Source organism: Streptomyces sp. 2P-4, assembly GCF_030167965.1.
GTDB lineage: Bacteria > Actinomycetota > Actinomycetes > Streptomycetales > Streptomycetaceae > Streptomyces > Streptomyces globosus_A.
In genome coordinates, this window is the sequence record NZ_CP095012.1 from 1 (window position 1) to 15,638 (window position 15,638).

The following is a 15,638-nucleotide window of genomic DNA, read 5'->3' on the forward strand; positions in this document are numbered from 1 at the left end:
CCTCCGGCTGCGCCTGCTGGGACCACGGCGCTGGGCGCGGCCGGGCTGGCTGCAAAGGGTTTGGGGTGGCGTGGCTTGGGTGGATGCGCTCCCCCGGTCCTTCCGGCTTCGCCTCCAGGGGCCATGCCCCGGTGGCGCCATTTCACAGAGTCCGTCCGTCTTTCGGCCCATTGGGCGTGCGCTTCACTCACGTCCGTCAGTCCTTCCGGCTTCGCCTCCAGGACCACAGCCCGCTTCGCGGGCGGCTGGCAGTAGCTGAGGTGATGCGGTCTATCAGGCGGTAGGCGATATCGTGACCGTAGTAGTCGGCCAGATCGACCGCGCTCATGCTCCCCGGGGGTTGCGGTCTCGGATCGGCCCCGTAGGCCAGCAGGATCACTGTGAGCCGGCTGTCGATCGGGGCCCCTGACTGAAGTGCCGAGTCCCCTTCCAGGTCGATGGCATGCTCCAAGAGAGTCATTCCGCAGCAGACCTCGTTGACGTCTGCGCCTTCCTCGAGGAGGCGGGTCAGCGCGGCGTGGTCGCTGGACTCGACCGCCTGGTGGGCGGGCGTCCAGGGGTTCTCGACCATTCGGCTCTCTTTAGTTCCACTACACACTGTCAGCTATGCGCTCGCCTTCGACCCTACATGATGCAGCATGTACCATTGGGGAAATAGGGTCACTCCTTCCCGGAGCTTCGAGTCAGGGTTCACGGATGTCTGTCTACGAGTACCTGCCCCATGAATTAGCTCGCCTCGGGGTGCTGAGAAGAGCGACGGGCATGGACCTGGCCCAGGTTACGGAGCAGGTACGTCTCGCGCAGGAACGCGAGGCGCTCGCGAGTACCGGGTCGGTCGAGCCGCTCGCACTGAGCGAGGGGTGGATCGCTTCTTTTCAGCACAACCAGTGGCGACGGATCGCTCACGCCATGACCGAACAACGGATGCCCCACTACGAGCCCTCCAAGGACCCACGCGCCGTCCGCCATGAGGAGCAACGGCTACGACGCCTTGAAGAAGACCGGGCACACGCAAGAAAGCCTGACGGTCAGGCGCCCCTCGAACTGCTCAGACACCGGGTCTACCGCATCACCGGCCGACCCATCGGCCAGCACGCCTCAGCTGGCGCCGACTTCGTCGTCCACCTGATGGCCGGCACGCTCAGCGAGGCAGCCCACCGAGCCTGGAACACCTACGAGCGACCCGAAGGCGCCTACCGGACGAGCCACATCACATCCGTCGAACAGGTCCTACCCGAACCAGGAGAACTCTTTTGATCGCACTCCGAGAGCACCAAGTGGATCAGAAATCGAGTTTCCGAAACTGGGTGGGATTTCCTGCAAGATCATCCGTGCCCCCGCAAGGCGCTCGGGCCACGATCGTGTCCGCGACAGGGTCAGGGAAGACGATCACGGCCGCCGCGAGCGCGCTGGACTGCTTCCCCGACGGCCGAATCCTCGTCACCGTCCCCACCCTAGACCTCCTCGCCCAGACCGCCCAGGCATGGCGCCTGGTGGGCCACCGGACCCCGATGGTCGCGGTGTGCTCGCTGGAAAACGACCCAGTCCTGAACAAGCTCGGCGTGCGCACCACCACCAACCCCATTCAACTCGCCCTGTGGGCCGGGCACGGGCCTGTAGTCGTGTTCGCCACGTACGCCTCCCTCGTGGACCGCGAGGACACCGACGCACCCGAAGGCCGACGGAAGGTCCGCGGGCCTCTGGAGGCCGCCCTTGCAGGCGGGGAACGGCTCTACGGACAGCAGATGGCAGGCTTCGACCTCGCCATCGTCGACGAAGCCCACGGCACCGCAGGCGACCTCGGACGCCCCTGGGCCGCCATCCACGACAACACCCGCATCCCCGCCCACTTCCGGCTCTACCTCACCGCCACCCCGCGCATCCTCGCAGCCGCCCGCCCGCAGAAGACCGTTGGCGGCCAGGAGCTGGAGATCGCTTCCATGGCAGACGACCCGGACGGCACGTACGGGGCATGGCTGGCCGAGCTCGGCCTCAGCGAGGCGATCGAGCGGGGAATCCTCGCCGGCTTCGAAATCGACGTCCTGGAGATCCACGACCCCTCCCCCGTCCTCGGGGAAACGGAGGAGGCGCGGCGGGGCCGGCGCCTGGCGCTCCTGCAGACCGCGCTCCTGGAGCACGCCGCGGCGTACAACCTCCGCACCGTCATGACCTTCCACCAGAAGGTGGAAGAGGCCGCCGCGTTCGCGGAGAAGCTGCCCGAAACGGCGGCCGAGCTGTACGCCACCCACGCCTCGGATGCCGATCTGGCGGCCGCGGAGAGGCTGCCGAAGTCGTCCATCGACGCGGAGTTCTACGAACTGGAAGCCGGCCGCCACGTCCCGCCCGACCGGGTCTGGTCCGCATGGCTGTGCGGGGACCACCTCGTCACCGAGCGCCGCGAAGTCCTGCGCCAATTCGCCAACGGCATCGACGCCAACAACAGACGTGTACACCGGGCCTTCCTCGCCTCCGTCCGCGTCCTCGGGGAAGGCGTCGACATCACCGGCGAGCGCGGGGTCGAGGCCATCTGCTTCGCCGACACCCGCGGCTCCCAGGTCGAAATCGTCCAGAACATCGGCCGCGCGCTCCGACTCAACAAGGACGGCACCACGAAGATCGCCCGGATCATCGTGCCCATCTTCCTGGAGCCGAACGAGGACCCCACCGACATGGTCGCCTCCGCCAGCTTCAAGCCGCTCGTAGCGGTCCTTCAGGGCCTGCGCAGTCACGATGAACGCCTCGTCGAGCAGCTCGCCTCCCGCGCCCTGACGAGCGGCAAGCGCAAAGTCCACGTCCGGCGCGACGAGGACGGCCGGATCATCGGGGCCGGCGGGGAGGGCGAGGACCAGGAGGACGACACCGACGCGGCCGCGGAGTCGGCGCTGCTGCACTTCTCCAGCCCCCGCGACGCCGCCACCATCGCCGCGTTCCTGCGCACCCGGGTCTACCGGCCCGAGTCGCTGGTGTGGCTGGAGGGCTACCAGGCCCTGCTGCGGTGGCGGGCCGAGAACGGGATCACCGGCCTGTACGCCGTCCCGTACGACACCGAGACCGAGGTCGGCGTAACCAAGGCGTTCCCACTCGGCAGGTGGGTGCACCAGCAGCGCAAAGCCCTACGCACCGGGGAGCTCGAGGAGCGGCGCAAGACCCTGCTAGACGCGCCGGAGGCAGGGATGGTGTGGGAACCCGGCGAGGAGGCGTGGGAAGCCAAGCTCGCCGTGCTCCGGTCCTACCGGCGCGCCACCGGCCACCTCGCCCCCCGGCAAGACGCCATGTGGGGCGAGAACGACGCCATGGTGCCCATCGGCCAATACGTGGCCAACCTCCGCCGCAAGGGCACCAAGAACGGCCTCGGCAAGGACCCGAAACGGGCCGCCGTGCGCGCGGCGCAGCTGACGGAGATCGACTCGGACTGGGACTGCCCCTGGCCGCTGGACTGGCAGCGCCACTACCGCGTCCTCGCCGACCTCGTCGACGCCGACGGACACCTGCCCGACATCGCCCCCGGCGTACTCATGGACGGCGACGACATCGGACGCTGGCTCCAACAACAGAAACAGCCGACCACCTGGACACGACTCCTGCCCGAACAGCAGACACGGCTCACCGCACTGGGCGTCGAACCCGCCCAGGCGCCGCCTCCGGCCTCGACGGCAGCGCGTACGGCGAAGGGGCCGAGCAAGGCACAACAGGCATTCCAACGGGGCCTTGCAGCCCTCACGCAATGGGTCGAACGGGAAGGCGCCCACCGGCCCGTCCCCCGCAACCACGCCGAGGAAATCACGGCCGACGACGAGACCGAGCCGGTGATCGTAAAGCTGGGCGTATGGATCTCCAACACCAAAACCCGCCGGGACAAGCTCAACGTGGAGCAGCTGGACGCACTGCGGAAGCTCGGCGTCGACTGGGCGTAATACCCGCGCAGAAGAACGCGAAAGCCACCCGCGGCGAACCCGCCACCGTGCACGACCTCCCCGCCAAGCAGAAGACCAGCAGCACCGCGCAAGACGGGACGCCAAGAAGACGGCCGCGACGAGGAGCCCGCGCCGCAGCGCGTGAGCCGCCCACCGCCACCGGGCCGCCTTCGCCGTCTCCTGCATCGCGGTCACCGCCTCCGCGGCGCTCGCCCTGGCCCTGACGGCACGCGAAAGCAACCAGTCTGGCGCCCCGCCCGGCCCGAGCGGCGCCCCAGCCCCGATGTGATCAGACCGTGCCCTGATCAGCCCTGGTCAGGCGTATGACATGTCCGTTCCGATCGGTACGCTGGGCGGGCTTTCGAACTCGTTCAATCAGCAACAGAATTGGGGGGCCGGTGCGCAGTCGCCGACTCGTTGTCTCAGCTGCCGCTCTCGCGGTCGGCGTCGGTCTCATACCGGGCGCGGCGCAGGCCGCCGGTCCTGCGGCGCCTGGGGTTTCCGCACCGCCCCCCGAGTCCGCTCCTGACGAGGCGGCGGCCGCCGAGTCCGGAACCTTCCGCAGTCCGGGCGAGAACACGGTCCGTACGGTCCTGCCTTCCAGCGCGGCGGAGGGCGGCTCGACACAGGCCTCCGCCGACGCTTCGAACCTCGAACTCCTTATGTGGGGCGATGCCAGGACCGCCCGCAGCATCTCCTTCGGCGTCAACCTCTACCAAGGGGCGCCCGTCCCCCACGAGGTCACCATCGCCTGGGGCGACGGCACGACGCACACGGCCACCGTCACCGGCGGTCAGATCCTGTACGACGTCAGGCACACCTACCCCCGGCCCGGCGACTACACCGTCACCGTGACGGCCACGGACACCGTGAACAACGTCCAGGCGGTCAACCGGCTCCCGTTCACGACGCCGGGTTCCTTCTTCGCTCCGCACGCTCCCACCCGGCTGCTCGACACCCGGGCCGGTATCGGCGCGGCCCGGTCGAAGGTCGGGGCGTACACGCCGGTCCGGCTGAAGATCGCGGGCAACGCGAAGGTCCCGGCCGGCGTCACCGCGGTCGTCCTCAACGTCACGGCGACCAATGCCACCGCCGGAGGGCACGTCAGTGTCTACCCCTCGGGCAGGGACAGGCCGAAGACCTCGAACGTGAACTACACCGCCGGGCAGACCATCCCGAACCAGGTGATCGTACCCGTCGGCAAGGACGGGTACATCGAGCTGTACAACGGCGGCTGGAACGCCGTGGACCTGATCGCGGACGTGACCGGCTACTTCGACCGTGCGGCCGCCGACGGCTACACCTCGCTGAACCCGGTCCGCTTCGTCGACACCCGCGAAGGCCTCGGCGCGGCGCGCGGGCAGGTCGCCGGACAGGACACCTTCGGGGTCCAGATCACCGGCCGCAGCGGTATCCCTGCCGGCGCGACTGCTGTGGCGCTCAACGTGACTGTCACCAACCCCCGGGAGACGGGCCACCTGACGGTTTTCCCGAGCGGCCAGGCGGCCCCGTCCACCTCCAGCCTGAACTTCACTGCCGGACAGACTGTCGCCAACTCGGTCATCGTCCCCGTCGGCGCCGACGGAAAGATCAACGTCCGCAACGGGGCCTGGGCCGGGACCGACGTGATTATCGACGTCGTCGGCTACTACGGTGCCGGCAGCAAGGCTGCCTTCGCCACGTGGCGGCTCGGCCTCCCGGCGGAAGGCGGCCCGTTCCGTCACATTGACACCAGGGGCCTGCCTCCCAACACCTGGCCCTGTTTCGCCGGCGGTTACTACGCCCTGCACCTGAATTCGGGGAACCGCTACGACCTCCCCATCGAGGCCTACGTCACGAACGTCACCGTCGCCAGCACGACCGGAGCGGGACACCTCTCCGTCGCTCCCGACCCGAACTCGGCCCACGCGTACCAGTACGGGTACGCGGTCAAGCCGCCTCGCCCCACTACCTCCGCGCTGAACTGGACGGCGGGCAAGGACGTCTCCAACCTGGTCCAGGCCAAGACCGGCCCCTACGGCGTCATCGACCTCTGGAACCAGAGCAGCCGGGAGGTCCACTACATCGTCGACTGGTTCGGCGAGTACGACGCCTACTGATCTGCGGGCGGCGGCCGCAGGGGCCGCCGCACCTGACTGCTTTCGATCAGCTCCCGGTCCGCGTCGTCCAGGAAGACGAACCGCTCCAGCTCCGTACGGGACGGCGCCCCACGGAACGCCGCATACGCGGCAGCCTGCTCATCCGTCAAAGACTCGATCGGCACCCCGGACCTCCAGCCAATCGATCAACACGACTGCCGGGCCCCGGTGCCGACCGGGGCTTCTACAACAACAACCGGATCATCGACGGACTCGAGGACGGGTTCATCGTGAAGATCACCTGATGCACACGCGGCGGGGCGGGTCCGCCCACGCGGGCCCGCCCCGCCGCTCAGCCCGCCTTCGGCCAGAAATCGATCCTGTACCGCTTCACCCCGTGCGCCGTACCCTCCGACCGGGTCACCCTCTCGACCTCAGCCCTCCCCGCACAGCACAACCGTACCCGCCACACCCAGGGGCGGCCCAGCCGGATCAAGTCCCCAGAGCAACCCGTACCCCACACCGCCACATCGCCGGTGACCGACTCATAGTCGATCTTCCGCCTTCTCCTCCCAGCCACCATGCCCCTCCTCGGCCTCGGGCCGGCCATCCCAGACGGGTCTGTCAATCGAACGGTGTAACGGGGGTGGTTGGGGTTACTGGCGTGCTGCGGAGAGGCGGCCGTCGAAGGTGATGTCGAAGGCGTTCAGAGCGGTCTTCCAGCGCATGGTCCAGCGGGCCTGGCCCTTCCCGGTGGGGTCGAGCGACATGATCGCCATGTAGACGCACTTCAGGGCGGCGGTCTCGTTCGGGAAGTGCCCGCGGGCCTTGACCGCCCGCCGGATGCGGGCGTTCACGGACTCGATCGCGTTCGTGGTGCAGACGATGCGGCGGATCTCGGTGTCAAAGCGGAGGAACGGGGTGAACTCCTCCCAGGAGTTCACCCACAGGCGCACGATCGCCGGATACTTGCGGCCCCAGGCGTCGGCGAACTCGGCGAACCGCTCCAGTGCGGCTTCCTCGGTCGCCGCCGTGTAGACGGGCTTGAGGAGCTTGGCGATCTTGTCCCAGTCCTGGCGGGCCGCATAGCGGAAGGAGTTCCGCAGCAGGTGGACCACGCAGGTCTGCACGATCGTCCTCGGCCAGACGGTCTCGACCGCGTCGGGCAGGCCCTTCAGGCCGTCGCAGACGAGCATGAGGACATCGTTCACGCCGCGGTTCTTGATCTCGGTGAGGATGTGCATCCAGTGCTCGGCGCCCGCGCCGCCGTCGCCGGCCCACAGCCCCAGGATGTCGCGGCGGCCTTCGACGGTGACGGCCAGGGCGACGCAGACAGGCCGGTTGGCGACGGCTCCGTCACGGATCTTCACGTGGACCGCATCGATGAACACCACCGGATAGACGCCGTCCAAGGGCCGGCTCTGCCATTCGGCCATGCCCTAGAGGACCTTGTCGGTGATCGTCGAGATCGTCTGGCGAGAGACCTCGGCGCCATAGACCTCGGCCAGGTGGGCCTGGACCTCACCGGTCGTCAGGCCCTTCGCGGACAGGGAGATGACCATCTCGTCCACGCCGGACAGGCGCTTCTGCCGCTTCTTGACGATCTTCGGCTCGAACGAGCCGCCGCGATCGCGGGGCACGGATATCTCCACCGGCCCGACCTCGGTCAGGACGGTCTTCGCGCGGGTGCCGTTGCGGGAGTTGCCGCCGTTCTTCCCCGCCGGGTCGTGCTTGTCATAGCCAAGATGGTCGGTGATCCCACCCTCCAGGGCAGACTCCAGCAGCCGCTTCGTCAACTGCTGCAGCAGCCCGCCCTCACCGGTCAGCTGCACGCCCTCGGCCTGGGCACGGGACACCAGCTCATCAATCAGCCGGCCGTCCACCGCCCTGGCCCGCTGCCGCGCAGCCGCCTCGACGGCCTCGGTCACGTTCTCACTGGCCATCGGTGCACCTTCCTTGATCGGAAGTTACACCGAACGATTTACAGTCCCGCCGGAGGTGGCCGGCGCCGCCGTGCACGGGCCGGTGACGGCGGTAGACGTCCATCGGCGGGCGCCTGCGCTTGTTGTACGCGGCTAGCGGGTCGTCGGCGTTCACGCGCGGAACGGCGCGGGACGGCTGGTTCGGGGGGCCGGGTCGGCGGTGCTTGCCCATGTGCTCGCTTCGGCGGTCAGACCCAGGTGTAGTTCGCGTCGGTGACGGCGTCCAGGGCGGCGTTGGCGACGGCGGCACGGGGGCCGGCGAGGGCGGCGAGGGCGGAGCCGATGGGCGGGAAGATCGGCAGTTCGGCAGTCTTGCGGTAGTCGATCCACTCGATCACGCCGACTTCGTGGCTGCCGTCGGGCAGCTCGTCCAGCTCCTGCTCGGCGAGCGTCGCGCGGACGTCGGGGCTGATGTGGAAGCGGTAGATCAGGTGGAGCTTGCGCGGGGGCGGAGTCGGGCCGGGCCGGGTGACGCACTGGTCGACGACCCACAGCAGGTCTCCGCCTTCGGCGAGCGCCGTGTCCAGGCCGAGTTCCTCGGCGAGTTCCCGGGCGAGGGCAACGTCGAGGTCTTCGCCGTCCTCGACGTTGCCGCCGGGCGGGGTGTAGTGGGTGGAGTCGGCGCGGTCGCGGCGGATGAGGGCGACGTCGTCGCCGCAGAACACCAGCGCCCCGGTCCGGATCTTGATCCGGGAGAACGGGGCGGGTGTGGCAGGGGTGTTCGTCATGGCGGCCAGTATCTCGGCCAGCGCCAGGTACCGGGTGGGCTTCGCCCCGACTTCACCCACCCCGCGCCCGGGGCCTTAAGTCCGCGTGCCGACGGTCAGAGAGAGCGGGGAGGCCCGGCAGAGCGAATGCCTCGCGCCCCTGACTCATGCTGGTGTGCTCGATCCAGCCGACCGGCAGACGCAGAACGTGGAGGCGCGGCTGGCAGCCGGTGGCACGCATCACCGGGGAGAGGGGGCACGGGTCGAGCTCCTCCACCAGCAGGCTCAGCGCGGTGGTGGTCGGGTTCTTCTTCCCCGCGACCGCGATCGGCAGCCGGCCGGTGGGGGTGAGCGGGACCGGGGTGATCCGCCAGATCGGGCCGCGGACGGTGGACAGGCTGGCCTGGCCGAAGCCGCGTTCCTCGCGCGGGGTCATCGGTTCGCCGTTCGTGGCGGCGAGGCCGCAGAACAGGGCTTCGGCGCGGCCCTGGTTGACGATCTGGCCGGTGTCGATGGTGAAGGTGCGGGAGAAGAACAGGCTCGGCGGGTAGCCGGCGCGCTCCAGCGCGGCCGCGTACGCGGCGACCTGGGGGTGGACCTGTCCGTGCAGGTGCTCGGCCGCGGCAGCGGCCAACCGGCGGCCGCCTCGCGACCAGGCCGGTGACGCCCTCGAAGTCGTCGGCGAGCTTCGCCCACACCTTGGCCCGCTGCTCGGTCGCCTCGATCCGGCGGGCGGTCAAGGCCCGCGGGCACTTCCCGAACGAGACCGCCGCCCTGAAATGCGTCTACATGGCGATCATGTCCCTCGACCCCACCGGGAAGGGCCAGACCCGCTGGACCATGCGCTGGAAGACCGCCCTGAACGCCTTCGACATCACCTTCGACGACCGCCTCTCCGCAACACGTCAGCAACCTCGAACACCCTGGTTGCACCGTTCGATTGACAGACCCCTCTTCGGCGGCAAAGACGGGCTGATCCGTGCGGTACGCGACAGAGCCGTCGCCGGGCTCTTCCAGAGCCTGTCGGCGGTACAGGCCTCCGCCGACCCCCTGGCCGACCTCTACGCCCTGGCCGCCGCCTACCGCCACTGGGGACGGGAACACACCCACCTGTACACCGTCCTGTTCGGCGGTGTTCAGTCCTTCGAGCCCGGCGGGCAGGTCGGCGAAGCCGACCCCGTCCGCCCCCTTGTCGAAGCGATCGACCGCGCACGGGCGGCATCTCTCCTCGACGGCGAGCCCACACCCATCGCCCTGTCGATCTGGGCCACCCTCCACGGACTCGTCGCCCTCGAACTCGCCGGAGCCCTCGACACCGCCATGGCCGACACCGCATTCCGATCGGCAATCCACGCCACACTGCGCGGATGGACAACTCCCTCGGTATTCCGCGCCCTCCGCCGAACGGAACCCGGCCCCTGAGGAGAGAGCGATGCCCACGGACTCGCGACCTCGACGGTGACAGCGCGGAGGTGGAGCGTACGGAGCCGACGTCGCGAAAGTCCCCTGTGCTGTGAAAAGCGCGCTCCTCGGCACAGGAGACGCACCCGCCTCCCCAGCGCGCGAGGACATGACAAGATCGGGGCCATGCCTCTCCGCGTTCCTCGCCTCCGGATCGGCTCGGCCGAGATCTTTGCCCTCGCGGATGCCGAGGGCCCGTTCTTCTCCCCACGTGCCGAGGCATTCCCCGAGGCCACGGCCACACAGTGGGCCGAGGCCGACCGCTACGACCCCGGCGGGGTCGATGCCGAGGGACGGTGGCACCTGCAGTTCCGCGCGTACGCGGTCCGCAGCGACAAGGGTCTTACCGTCGTGGACGCCGGCATCGGCCCGGCGGACAGCCCGGCCAGCTCGTGGGCGCCGGTGCCTGGTTCCCTCCCCGCGTCGCTCGCCGCCGCGGGCATCGACCCGGCCGAAGTCGACACCGTGGTGCTCACGCACCTGCACACCGACCACGTCGGGTGGGCGGTCGTGACCGAGGAGGCCGTCCCGTCCCGGGACGGCGCAGGGGACGGCAACGTCTCGGCGAGCGACCGCCGCCCCTACTTCCCAAACGCCGAGTACCTGCTGCAGCGCGCCGAGTTCGACGCCCTCGACACGCTCAACCCGCAGCTTCGCGAAACCCTCACCGACCCGCTCGCGGCCGCCGGCCGGCTCCGGCTCCTCGACGGGGACACGCCGCTGCGGGCCGGGCATGTCGTCGCCACGCCGGGCCACACGCCCGGACACCAGAGCGTGCTGATCGCCGACGGGCACGAGACGGCGCTCATCACCGGAGACCTCCTGGTGCACGCGCTCCAGCTGCTCCACCCCGACCTCGCCTACGCGCACGAGGCCGACCCCGAGACGGCAAGGCACTCGAGGAAGCGCATGCTCGCACGCGAACCCGCCACCACGCTGCACCTGGCCACGCCCCACCTGACCGAGCCGTTCCTCCCGGCGTGATCGCGGCCTTGCGCGGCCGACCAGGGTCGGCGGGCCACCGCCACGCGGGCTCATCCCCGCCCTGGCCCGCGTTCGGCGCGCGGGCGACCGCTCCGGTCAGCCGGCCCCTTCTCGCGGGCGGGGACGGACCAGGGCGCCAGGACGCCGTCGGCGAACGGTGCGAGGTCACCGCCCGTCGGGCGGCCAAGCGGGCGCGGCCCGTCCGGCCCCCGGCCCTGCACCGGCAACCCGCGACGGACCTGCCCAGCAGCCCACCCGGGGCGGCCGCACTGGCGCGGAGAGGTTGCTGCTGGGTGGGATGGCCGGCACGGCGCTGCGAGCTCACCGACCATCCGGCGCGTCCGGCGTCACCGCGGGGACGTACGCGTCCCCAGCCGTCCGGATAAACGAGTGGCCGGCAGCGAGCGTGCCGCGGCAGGATGCTCCGCATGGCCTTGCCCACCCCCGAGCTGCACACCGCCCGCCTGCGGCTGCGGCCGTTCACCGAAGCCGACGCGGCGTCGCTCTACGCGCTGCACAGCAGCGCCGACGTGCTGCGCTATTGGGACTCCCCGCCGTGGACCGAACCAGCCCGCGCCCTGCGCTTCCTCGCGACCTGCCGGACGATCGAGGAGGAAGGCACGGGAGCGCGGGTGGCCGTCGACCGCGTCTCCGACGGCGCGTTTATCGGCTGGTGCGGCCTGGCCAGCTGGAACCCGGACTTCCGCAGCGCGTCCCTGGGCTATGTCTTCGATGCTGCCGCGTGGGGCCGCGGCTACGCCACGGAGACAGGGCACGCCGTCCTGCGGTGGGCGTTCGACACCCTGGACCTGAACCGCGTCCAGGCCGAGACCGACACACGCAACATGGCGTCCGCGCGGGTCTTGGAGAAGCTCGGCTTCGTCCGCGAAGGCACCCTCCGCGAGGACTGCGTCGTCAACGGCGACGTCTCCGACTCCTGGGTCTTCGGCCTCCTCCGCCGCGAGTGGCACCCGACCGCCACGCCTACGGCCAGCCGCCGCTGATACGGGGGGGTGCAGCAGCTGTTGATCCGAAACGCTTTGAGTTCAGGCTCCTTGATGGCGTGTGAGTGATCTGGTGGGGGATGCGCGGGCCTGGTCGCCGGACGCGCAGGAGGCCGTGCGGTTGCTGGCGGTGTCCGCGCTGGTGGAGGGCAGGGACCGGGTAGAGGTGGCCGCTCTGTTCAAGCACTGCTGTCGCGCCCGCGAGGCCGTCGCGCGGGCGAGCATCAGGTCCTGTCCGAGGCCGGGCTGCCGCCGTCCGGCAGGCCGTCCTCGACCACATCCCCTGTGACCTGGGGCTTTCGGGTCAGCTGTGGAAACGCAGGCAGACAGGCGAGCTGATCTTCAAGGTGTACCAGGTCCGGTTCACCGAGCCCGGCGTGGGCAAGTACCTCAAGCGCTGGGGGCTGACCTTCCAGCGTCCGGACAAGCGGGCGGTCGAGCAGGATCCGGAGGCGGTCCGGGTCAGGCACGAGGAGACCTGGCCGGCGATCCGGGCCAGGGCGAGGGCGGAGAACGCCGAGGTTCTCTTCGGCGACCAGGTCGGGGTCCGTTCGGACCAGGTCACCGGCCGCAACCCGGGGTGTCGAGGGCGTCACTCCCCTCGTGCGCCGCACTGGGAACCGGTTCTCCGTGAACGCGATGTCCGCGATCAGCACGAAGGGCCGGATGCATTTCATGGTCTTCGCCGAGTCGTTCGACGCAAAGGTCATGTGCCGCTTCCTGGACCGGCTCGTCGGGCACCTCGACCGCAAGGTCCACCTGGTCGTCGACCGGCACCCGGCCCACCGCTCGAAAGCCGTCCGGGCCTGGCTCGTCGACCACGCCGACGAGACCGAGCTGCACTTCCTGTCGTACCCACCCGAGCTGAACCCCGACGAGTGAACCCCACGAGTTTCTGATCAACAGGGCGCCCCTGAAGTGCGGGCCGGAATCCGGTCGCGCGCGGTCCGGATTCCGGCTGCAGGGGCCGGGAGCGGATTCCGTGTCTGTACGCCGCCCCTGGCGCGGGCTGCCCGCCGCCGGTCGGGGACCCCGGAATGCGCGAGGGCCGCCACCGCGGGTGGCGGCCCTCGGCCCTCGGCCGGGTCGTCCGATGCCCTGCTGGGCCACGGCGGTCGTCGGCGGACTCGCCGACCCGGGGCCTCGTCACCGCCGCCAGGCCTTTCTCACGTGAAGGCGAGGCCGGCGGTGCCGCCGCAGGCAAGGACGGCCGGGGCGTGCCGGCCCGGTTCGGTACGGGGTATGCCGGGGGCGGAGGTGAAGCGGGCACGGATGCTCACGTCAGCAGCCGCCGTCCACGCTGCAGGCGGCGCCGTGGATCGCGGCCTCTTCCTCTCGTGCGGCGTGGGCGTCGAGGATCGCCTTGCGCAGCCGGGGAACGCTGGGGACGCCCTCGATGCGGGTGTCTCCGACGAGGAGGGTGGGCACGGACTGGATGCGGTGGGCGGCGGCCTCGCGCAGGGCATCCTGGTGGGCGGCGCTGTACGTGCCGTCGTCGAGGGCCTTGCGTAGCGCCTGGCCGTTCAGGCCGATCTCCTCCGCGAGCCGGACGAGGACGTCCGGCTGTCCGAGGTCCTGGTCCTCCTGGAAGAAGGCGCGGAACATGCGGGCGGTGTACTCGGTGCCCCTGCCCTGTTCGGCGGCGTACTGGTAGCCCTCGAACGCGAGCCGCGTGTAGGGCTGCGGGGAGACGGTGGGCAGCGTGATGTCGACGCCCATGCGGCGGGCCATGGGGTACACGGCGCGCTGCCAGATGGCCGGCAGGTACTCGTCCTCCGGGCGCAGGGTGGGGTGCGGGTGGGGCCGCAGCTCGAAGGGCTTCCACTCGATCTCGACATCGATGCCGAGGCCCTCGATCGCCTCTTCCAGGGGCCCTTCCGCCAGCATGCAGAAGGGGCAAACGTAGTCGGACCAGATCCGGATCTTCACCGGGTCGCTCTTGGCCTGGCCGTTCGCTGTGCGGTCGTGTGCCACCGGGGCGTTCCCTGTCTGGTCGCTGGTTGCCTGGCCGCTCACTGCAGTCCGCCCTTCCGGCGTGCCAGGAATTCCTGGAACGGCACTTCGTGACTCTCGACGGGGGCGTGCGTCACCTTGAGCGGCCACGCGGTCGGGTCGGTGGAGAAGATGGTGTACGAGCCGGCGTAGTCGAAGCCGTAGGCGGCTGCGGTCCTGCGGTCGGCGGCGTACACGATGTGCTCGACGTCGAAGTAGAGGGCCGCCATGTAGCACAGCGCGCAGGGCTCGCCCGAGGCGATGAGGGTGGCTCCCGCGACGCCGAACCGGCCGGCCCTGCGCGTCGCCTCGCGCAGGGCGACGACTTCGGCGTGGGCGGTGGGGTCGTTGTCCTCGGCGACGCGGTTGAAGCCGGTGCCCAGGACGTGGCCGTCGCGTACGACGATCCCCGAGAAGGGGATGCCGCCCTCGGCGACGTGCTGTCGGCTGATCCTGACCGCTTCCTCCACGTGGGGGGTGAGCTGGTCGAGTAAGTCAAGAGGCATGGCGGAGTGAGTCCTTGGGAGACGGAGGGGCGGATCGGCGGAGGTACCGCGCGGGCCGCAGGGGGGGGCGGCCCGTCGTCCTCGCCGAGAGGTGCCCGGGGGTGCTGGATGCGCTCAGACGCCGGCGCTCTGGGCGGCCTGCGGCCGCTCGACGGCTGCCTGCGTGTCGTCCGCACCGCTCGTCTTGTCGGCGAGCTTCAGCCAGACGACGCCCGCGATGATGACGGCGAGCCACACGGACTGGACGAGGTTGAGCTGCTCGTCGAAGAAGACGGGGCCGAGCGCCGCGGCTCCGACGGCTCCGATGCCGGCCCAGACGGCGTAGCCGGTGCCGACGTCGATGGTCTTGAGGGCGACGCTCAGCGCCCACAGGGTCAGCAGGAAGAAGACGACGGCGACCAGGGACCAGGTCAGCTGCGTGAAGCCGTTGCTGCCGCCGACGGAGAGCGCGTAACCGATCTCGAACGTGCCGGCGAGGAGGAGCATGAGCCAGGCGTTGGCCGCGGAGCTGTTGTTCGAGGACATGAGCGGAGGTTCCTTTCGGTAGGGCGTGAAGGCCTGGGAGTGGGAGTGCGCAGGGCGCGCGGGCCCGCGGGGCGCACGGAGCCGAGGAGGGGGAGGCGCGCAGGCCCGAGGTGGGCTTGCCGGTCGGCCGGGTGCGGCCGCGGATCAGGCGGCGCCGCTGAGCTGGAGGCCGACGACCCCGACGATGACGGCCGCGATGCCCAGGGCCTTCTTCCAGTTGAGCTTCTGGCCGAACAGCAGGGCGCCGAGCAGGGTGATGCCGACGCCGGAGACCGAGGTCCACAGGGCGTAGCCGACGCCGACGTTGAACGTCAGCAGGGCACGGCTGAGGAAGTAGGTGCCGAGGGCGCCGCTGACCAGGGTGATCGCGGTCCATTTGCGGTTCTTGAAGCCTTCGGCCTTGCCTGCCGCGAGTGCGACGCCGATCTCGAAGACGACGGCGATGGCGAGGTAGAGCCACTGCATGAGGGAAGCCCCTTCCATTT

15 protein-coding genes and 3 pseudogenes are annotated in these 15,638 nt (G+C 70.1%); 9 read left to right on the forward strand and 9 right to left on the reverse strand.

The window, feature by feature from the left end:
* Positions 1-196: 196 nt before the first annotated feature.
* Positions 197-571, reverse strand: a complete 375-nt coding sequence (locus tag MUK52_RS30995) for an ankyrin repeat domain-containing protein (protein ID WP_284573923.1) — start codon at positions 569-571, stop codon at positions 197-199.
* Between the two features lie 125 nt (positions 572-696).
* On the opposite strand from MUK52_RS30995, the gene MUK52_RS31000 reads away from it, so the two are divergent.
* The 3 genes from MUK52_RS31000 to MUK52_RS31010 all read left to right on the forward strand — a co-directional run bounded on the left by MUK52_RS31000 (position 697) and on the right by MUK52_RS31010 (position 6,013).
* Positions 697-1,257: a hypothetical protein gene (locus MUK52_RS31000; RefSeq protein ID WP_284581811.1), complete on the forward strand. Its 561-nt coding sequence runs from the start codon at positions 697-699 to the stop codon at positions 1,255-1,257.
* On the forward strand, positions 1,254-3,914 hold the full coding sequence (locus MUK52_RS31005; protein ID WP_284581812.1) for a DEAD/DEAH box helicase: 2,661 nt from the start codon (positions 1,254-1,256) through the stop codon (positions 3,912-3,914). The genes MUK52_RS31000 and MUK52_RS31005 overlap by 4 nt, the downstream gene beginning before the upstream one ends.
* A gap of 662 nt (positions 3,915-4,576) precedes the next feature.
* Positions 4,577-6,013, forward strand: a complete 1,437-nt coding sequence (locus tag MUK52_RS31010; RefSeq protein WP_162793223.1) for a PKD domain-containing protein — start codon at positions 4,577-4,579, stop codon at positions 6,011-6,013.
* Here the strand turns inward: MUK52_RS31010 and MUK52_RS31015 are convergent.
* The 4 genes and pseudogenes from MUK52_RS31015 to MUK52_RS31030 form a co-directional block, all read right to left on the reverse strand.
* Positions 6,007-6,177 carry a hypothetical protein gene (locus tag MUK52_RS31015; protein WP_284573925.1) on the reverse strand — a complete coding sequence of 57 codons (171 nt, stop codon included), beginning with the start codon at positions 6,175-6,177 and terminating at the stop codon, positions 6,007-6,009. The two genes, MUK52_RS31010 and MUK52_RS31015, sit on opposite strands and share 7 nt — an antisense overlap.
* Before the next feature lie 471 nt (positions 6,178-6,648).
* Positions 6,649-7,935: pseudogene (locus MUK52_RS31020) on the reverse strand (IS256 family transposase).
* Positions 7,936-8,162: 227 nt separating this feature from the next.
* The gene (locus tag MUK52_RS31025; protein WP_114058692.1) at positions 8,163-8,702 is read right to left on the reverse strand and encodes an NUDIX domain-containing protein; all 540 of its coding nucleotides are present in this window, start codon (positions 8,700-8,702) and stop codon (positions 8,163-8,165) included.
* Between the two features lie 52 nt (positions 8,703-8,754).
* Entirely contained in the window at positions 8,755-9,315 is a 561-nt protein-coding gene (locus tag MUK52_RS31030) for a hypothetical protein (protein ID WP_284581813.1), read from the reverse strand.
* Between the two features lie 83 nt (positions 9,316-9,398).
* Here MUK52_RS31030 and MUK52_RS31035 point away from each other — a divergent pair.
* The 6 genes and pseudogenes from MUK52_RS31035 to MUK52_RS31060 form a co-directional block, all read left to right on the forward strand.
* Positions 9,399-9,581 (forward strand): annotated as a pseudogene (locus MUK52_RS31035) (transposase); the annotation flags it as partial.
* Between the two features lie 27 nt (positions 9,582-9,608).
* Positions 9,609-10,103: a TetR-like C-terminal domain-containing protein gene (locus tag MUK52_RS31040; RefSeq protein WP_284582056.1), complete on the forward strand. Its 495-nt coding sequence runs from the start codon at positions 9,609-9,611 to the stop codon at positions 10,101-10,103.
* Between the two features lie 165 nt (positions 10,104-10,268).
* A complete protein-coding gene (locus tag MUK52_RS31045; RefSeq protein WP_284581814.1) occupies positions 10,269-11,126 on the forward strand; it encodes an MBL fold metallo-hydrolase in 858 nt (285 codons plus the stop codon).
* A gap of 428 nt (positions 11,127-11,554) precedes the next feature.
* Positions 11,555-12,130 (forward strand): GNAT family N-acetyltransferase, encoded by a 576-nt coding sequence (locus tag MUK52_RS31050; RefSeq protein ID WP_284581815.1) that lies wholly within the window; start codon positions 11,555-11,557, stop codon positions 12,128-12,130.
* Positions 12,131-12,477: 347 nt separating this feature from the next.
* Positions 12,478-12,546 (forward strand): annotated as a pseudogene (locus tag MUK52_RS31055) (helix-turn-helix domain-containing protein); the annotation flags it as partial.
* Between the two features lie 187 nt (positions 12,547-12,733).
* Entirely contained in the window at positions 12,734-13,012 is a 279-nt protein-coding gene (locus tag MUK52_RS31060) for a transposase (RefSeq protein ID WP_350206468.1), read from the forward strand.
* A gap of 399 nt (positions 13,013-13,411) precedes the next feature.
* On the opposite strand, the gene MUK52_RS31065 is transcribed toward MUK52_RS31060, so the two are convergent.
* The 4 genes from MUK52_RS31065 to MUK52_RS31080 form a co-directional block, all read right to left on the reverse strand.
* Positions 13,412-14,104, reverse strand: coding sequence for a DsbA family oxidoreductase (locus MUK52_RS31065; protein WP_284581817.1), 693 nt, complete (start codon positions 14,102-14,104; stop codon positions 13,412-13,414).
* Positions 14,105-14,142: 38 nt separating this feature from the next.
* Positions 14,143-14,628, reverse strand: a complete 486-nt coding sequence (locus MUK52_RS31070; protein ID WP_114059148.1) for a nucleoside deaminase — start codon at positions 14,626-14,628, stop codon at positions 14,143-14,145.
* A 114-nt stretch (positions 14,629-14,742) separates the two neighbouring features.
* A complete protein-coding gene (locus MUK52_RS31075; RefSeq protein ID WP_114059149.1) occupies positions 14,743-15,153 on the reverse strand; it encodes a DMT family transporter in 411 nt (136 codons plus the stop codon).
* Between the two features lie 144 nt (positions 15,154-15,297).
* Positions 15,298-15,618, reverse strand: coding sequence for a DMT family transporter (locus MUK52_RS31080; protein WP_114059150.1), 321 nt, complete (start codon positions 15,616-15,618; stop codon positions 15,298-15,300).
* Positions 15,619-15,638: the final 20 nt, after the last annotated feature.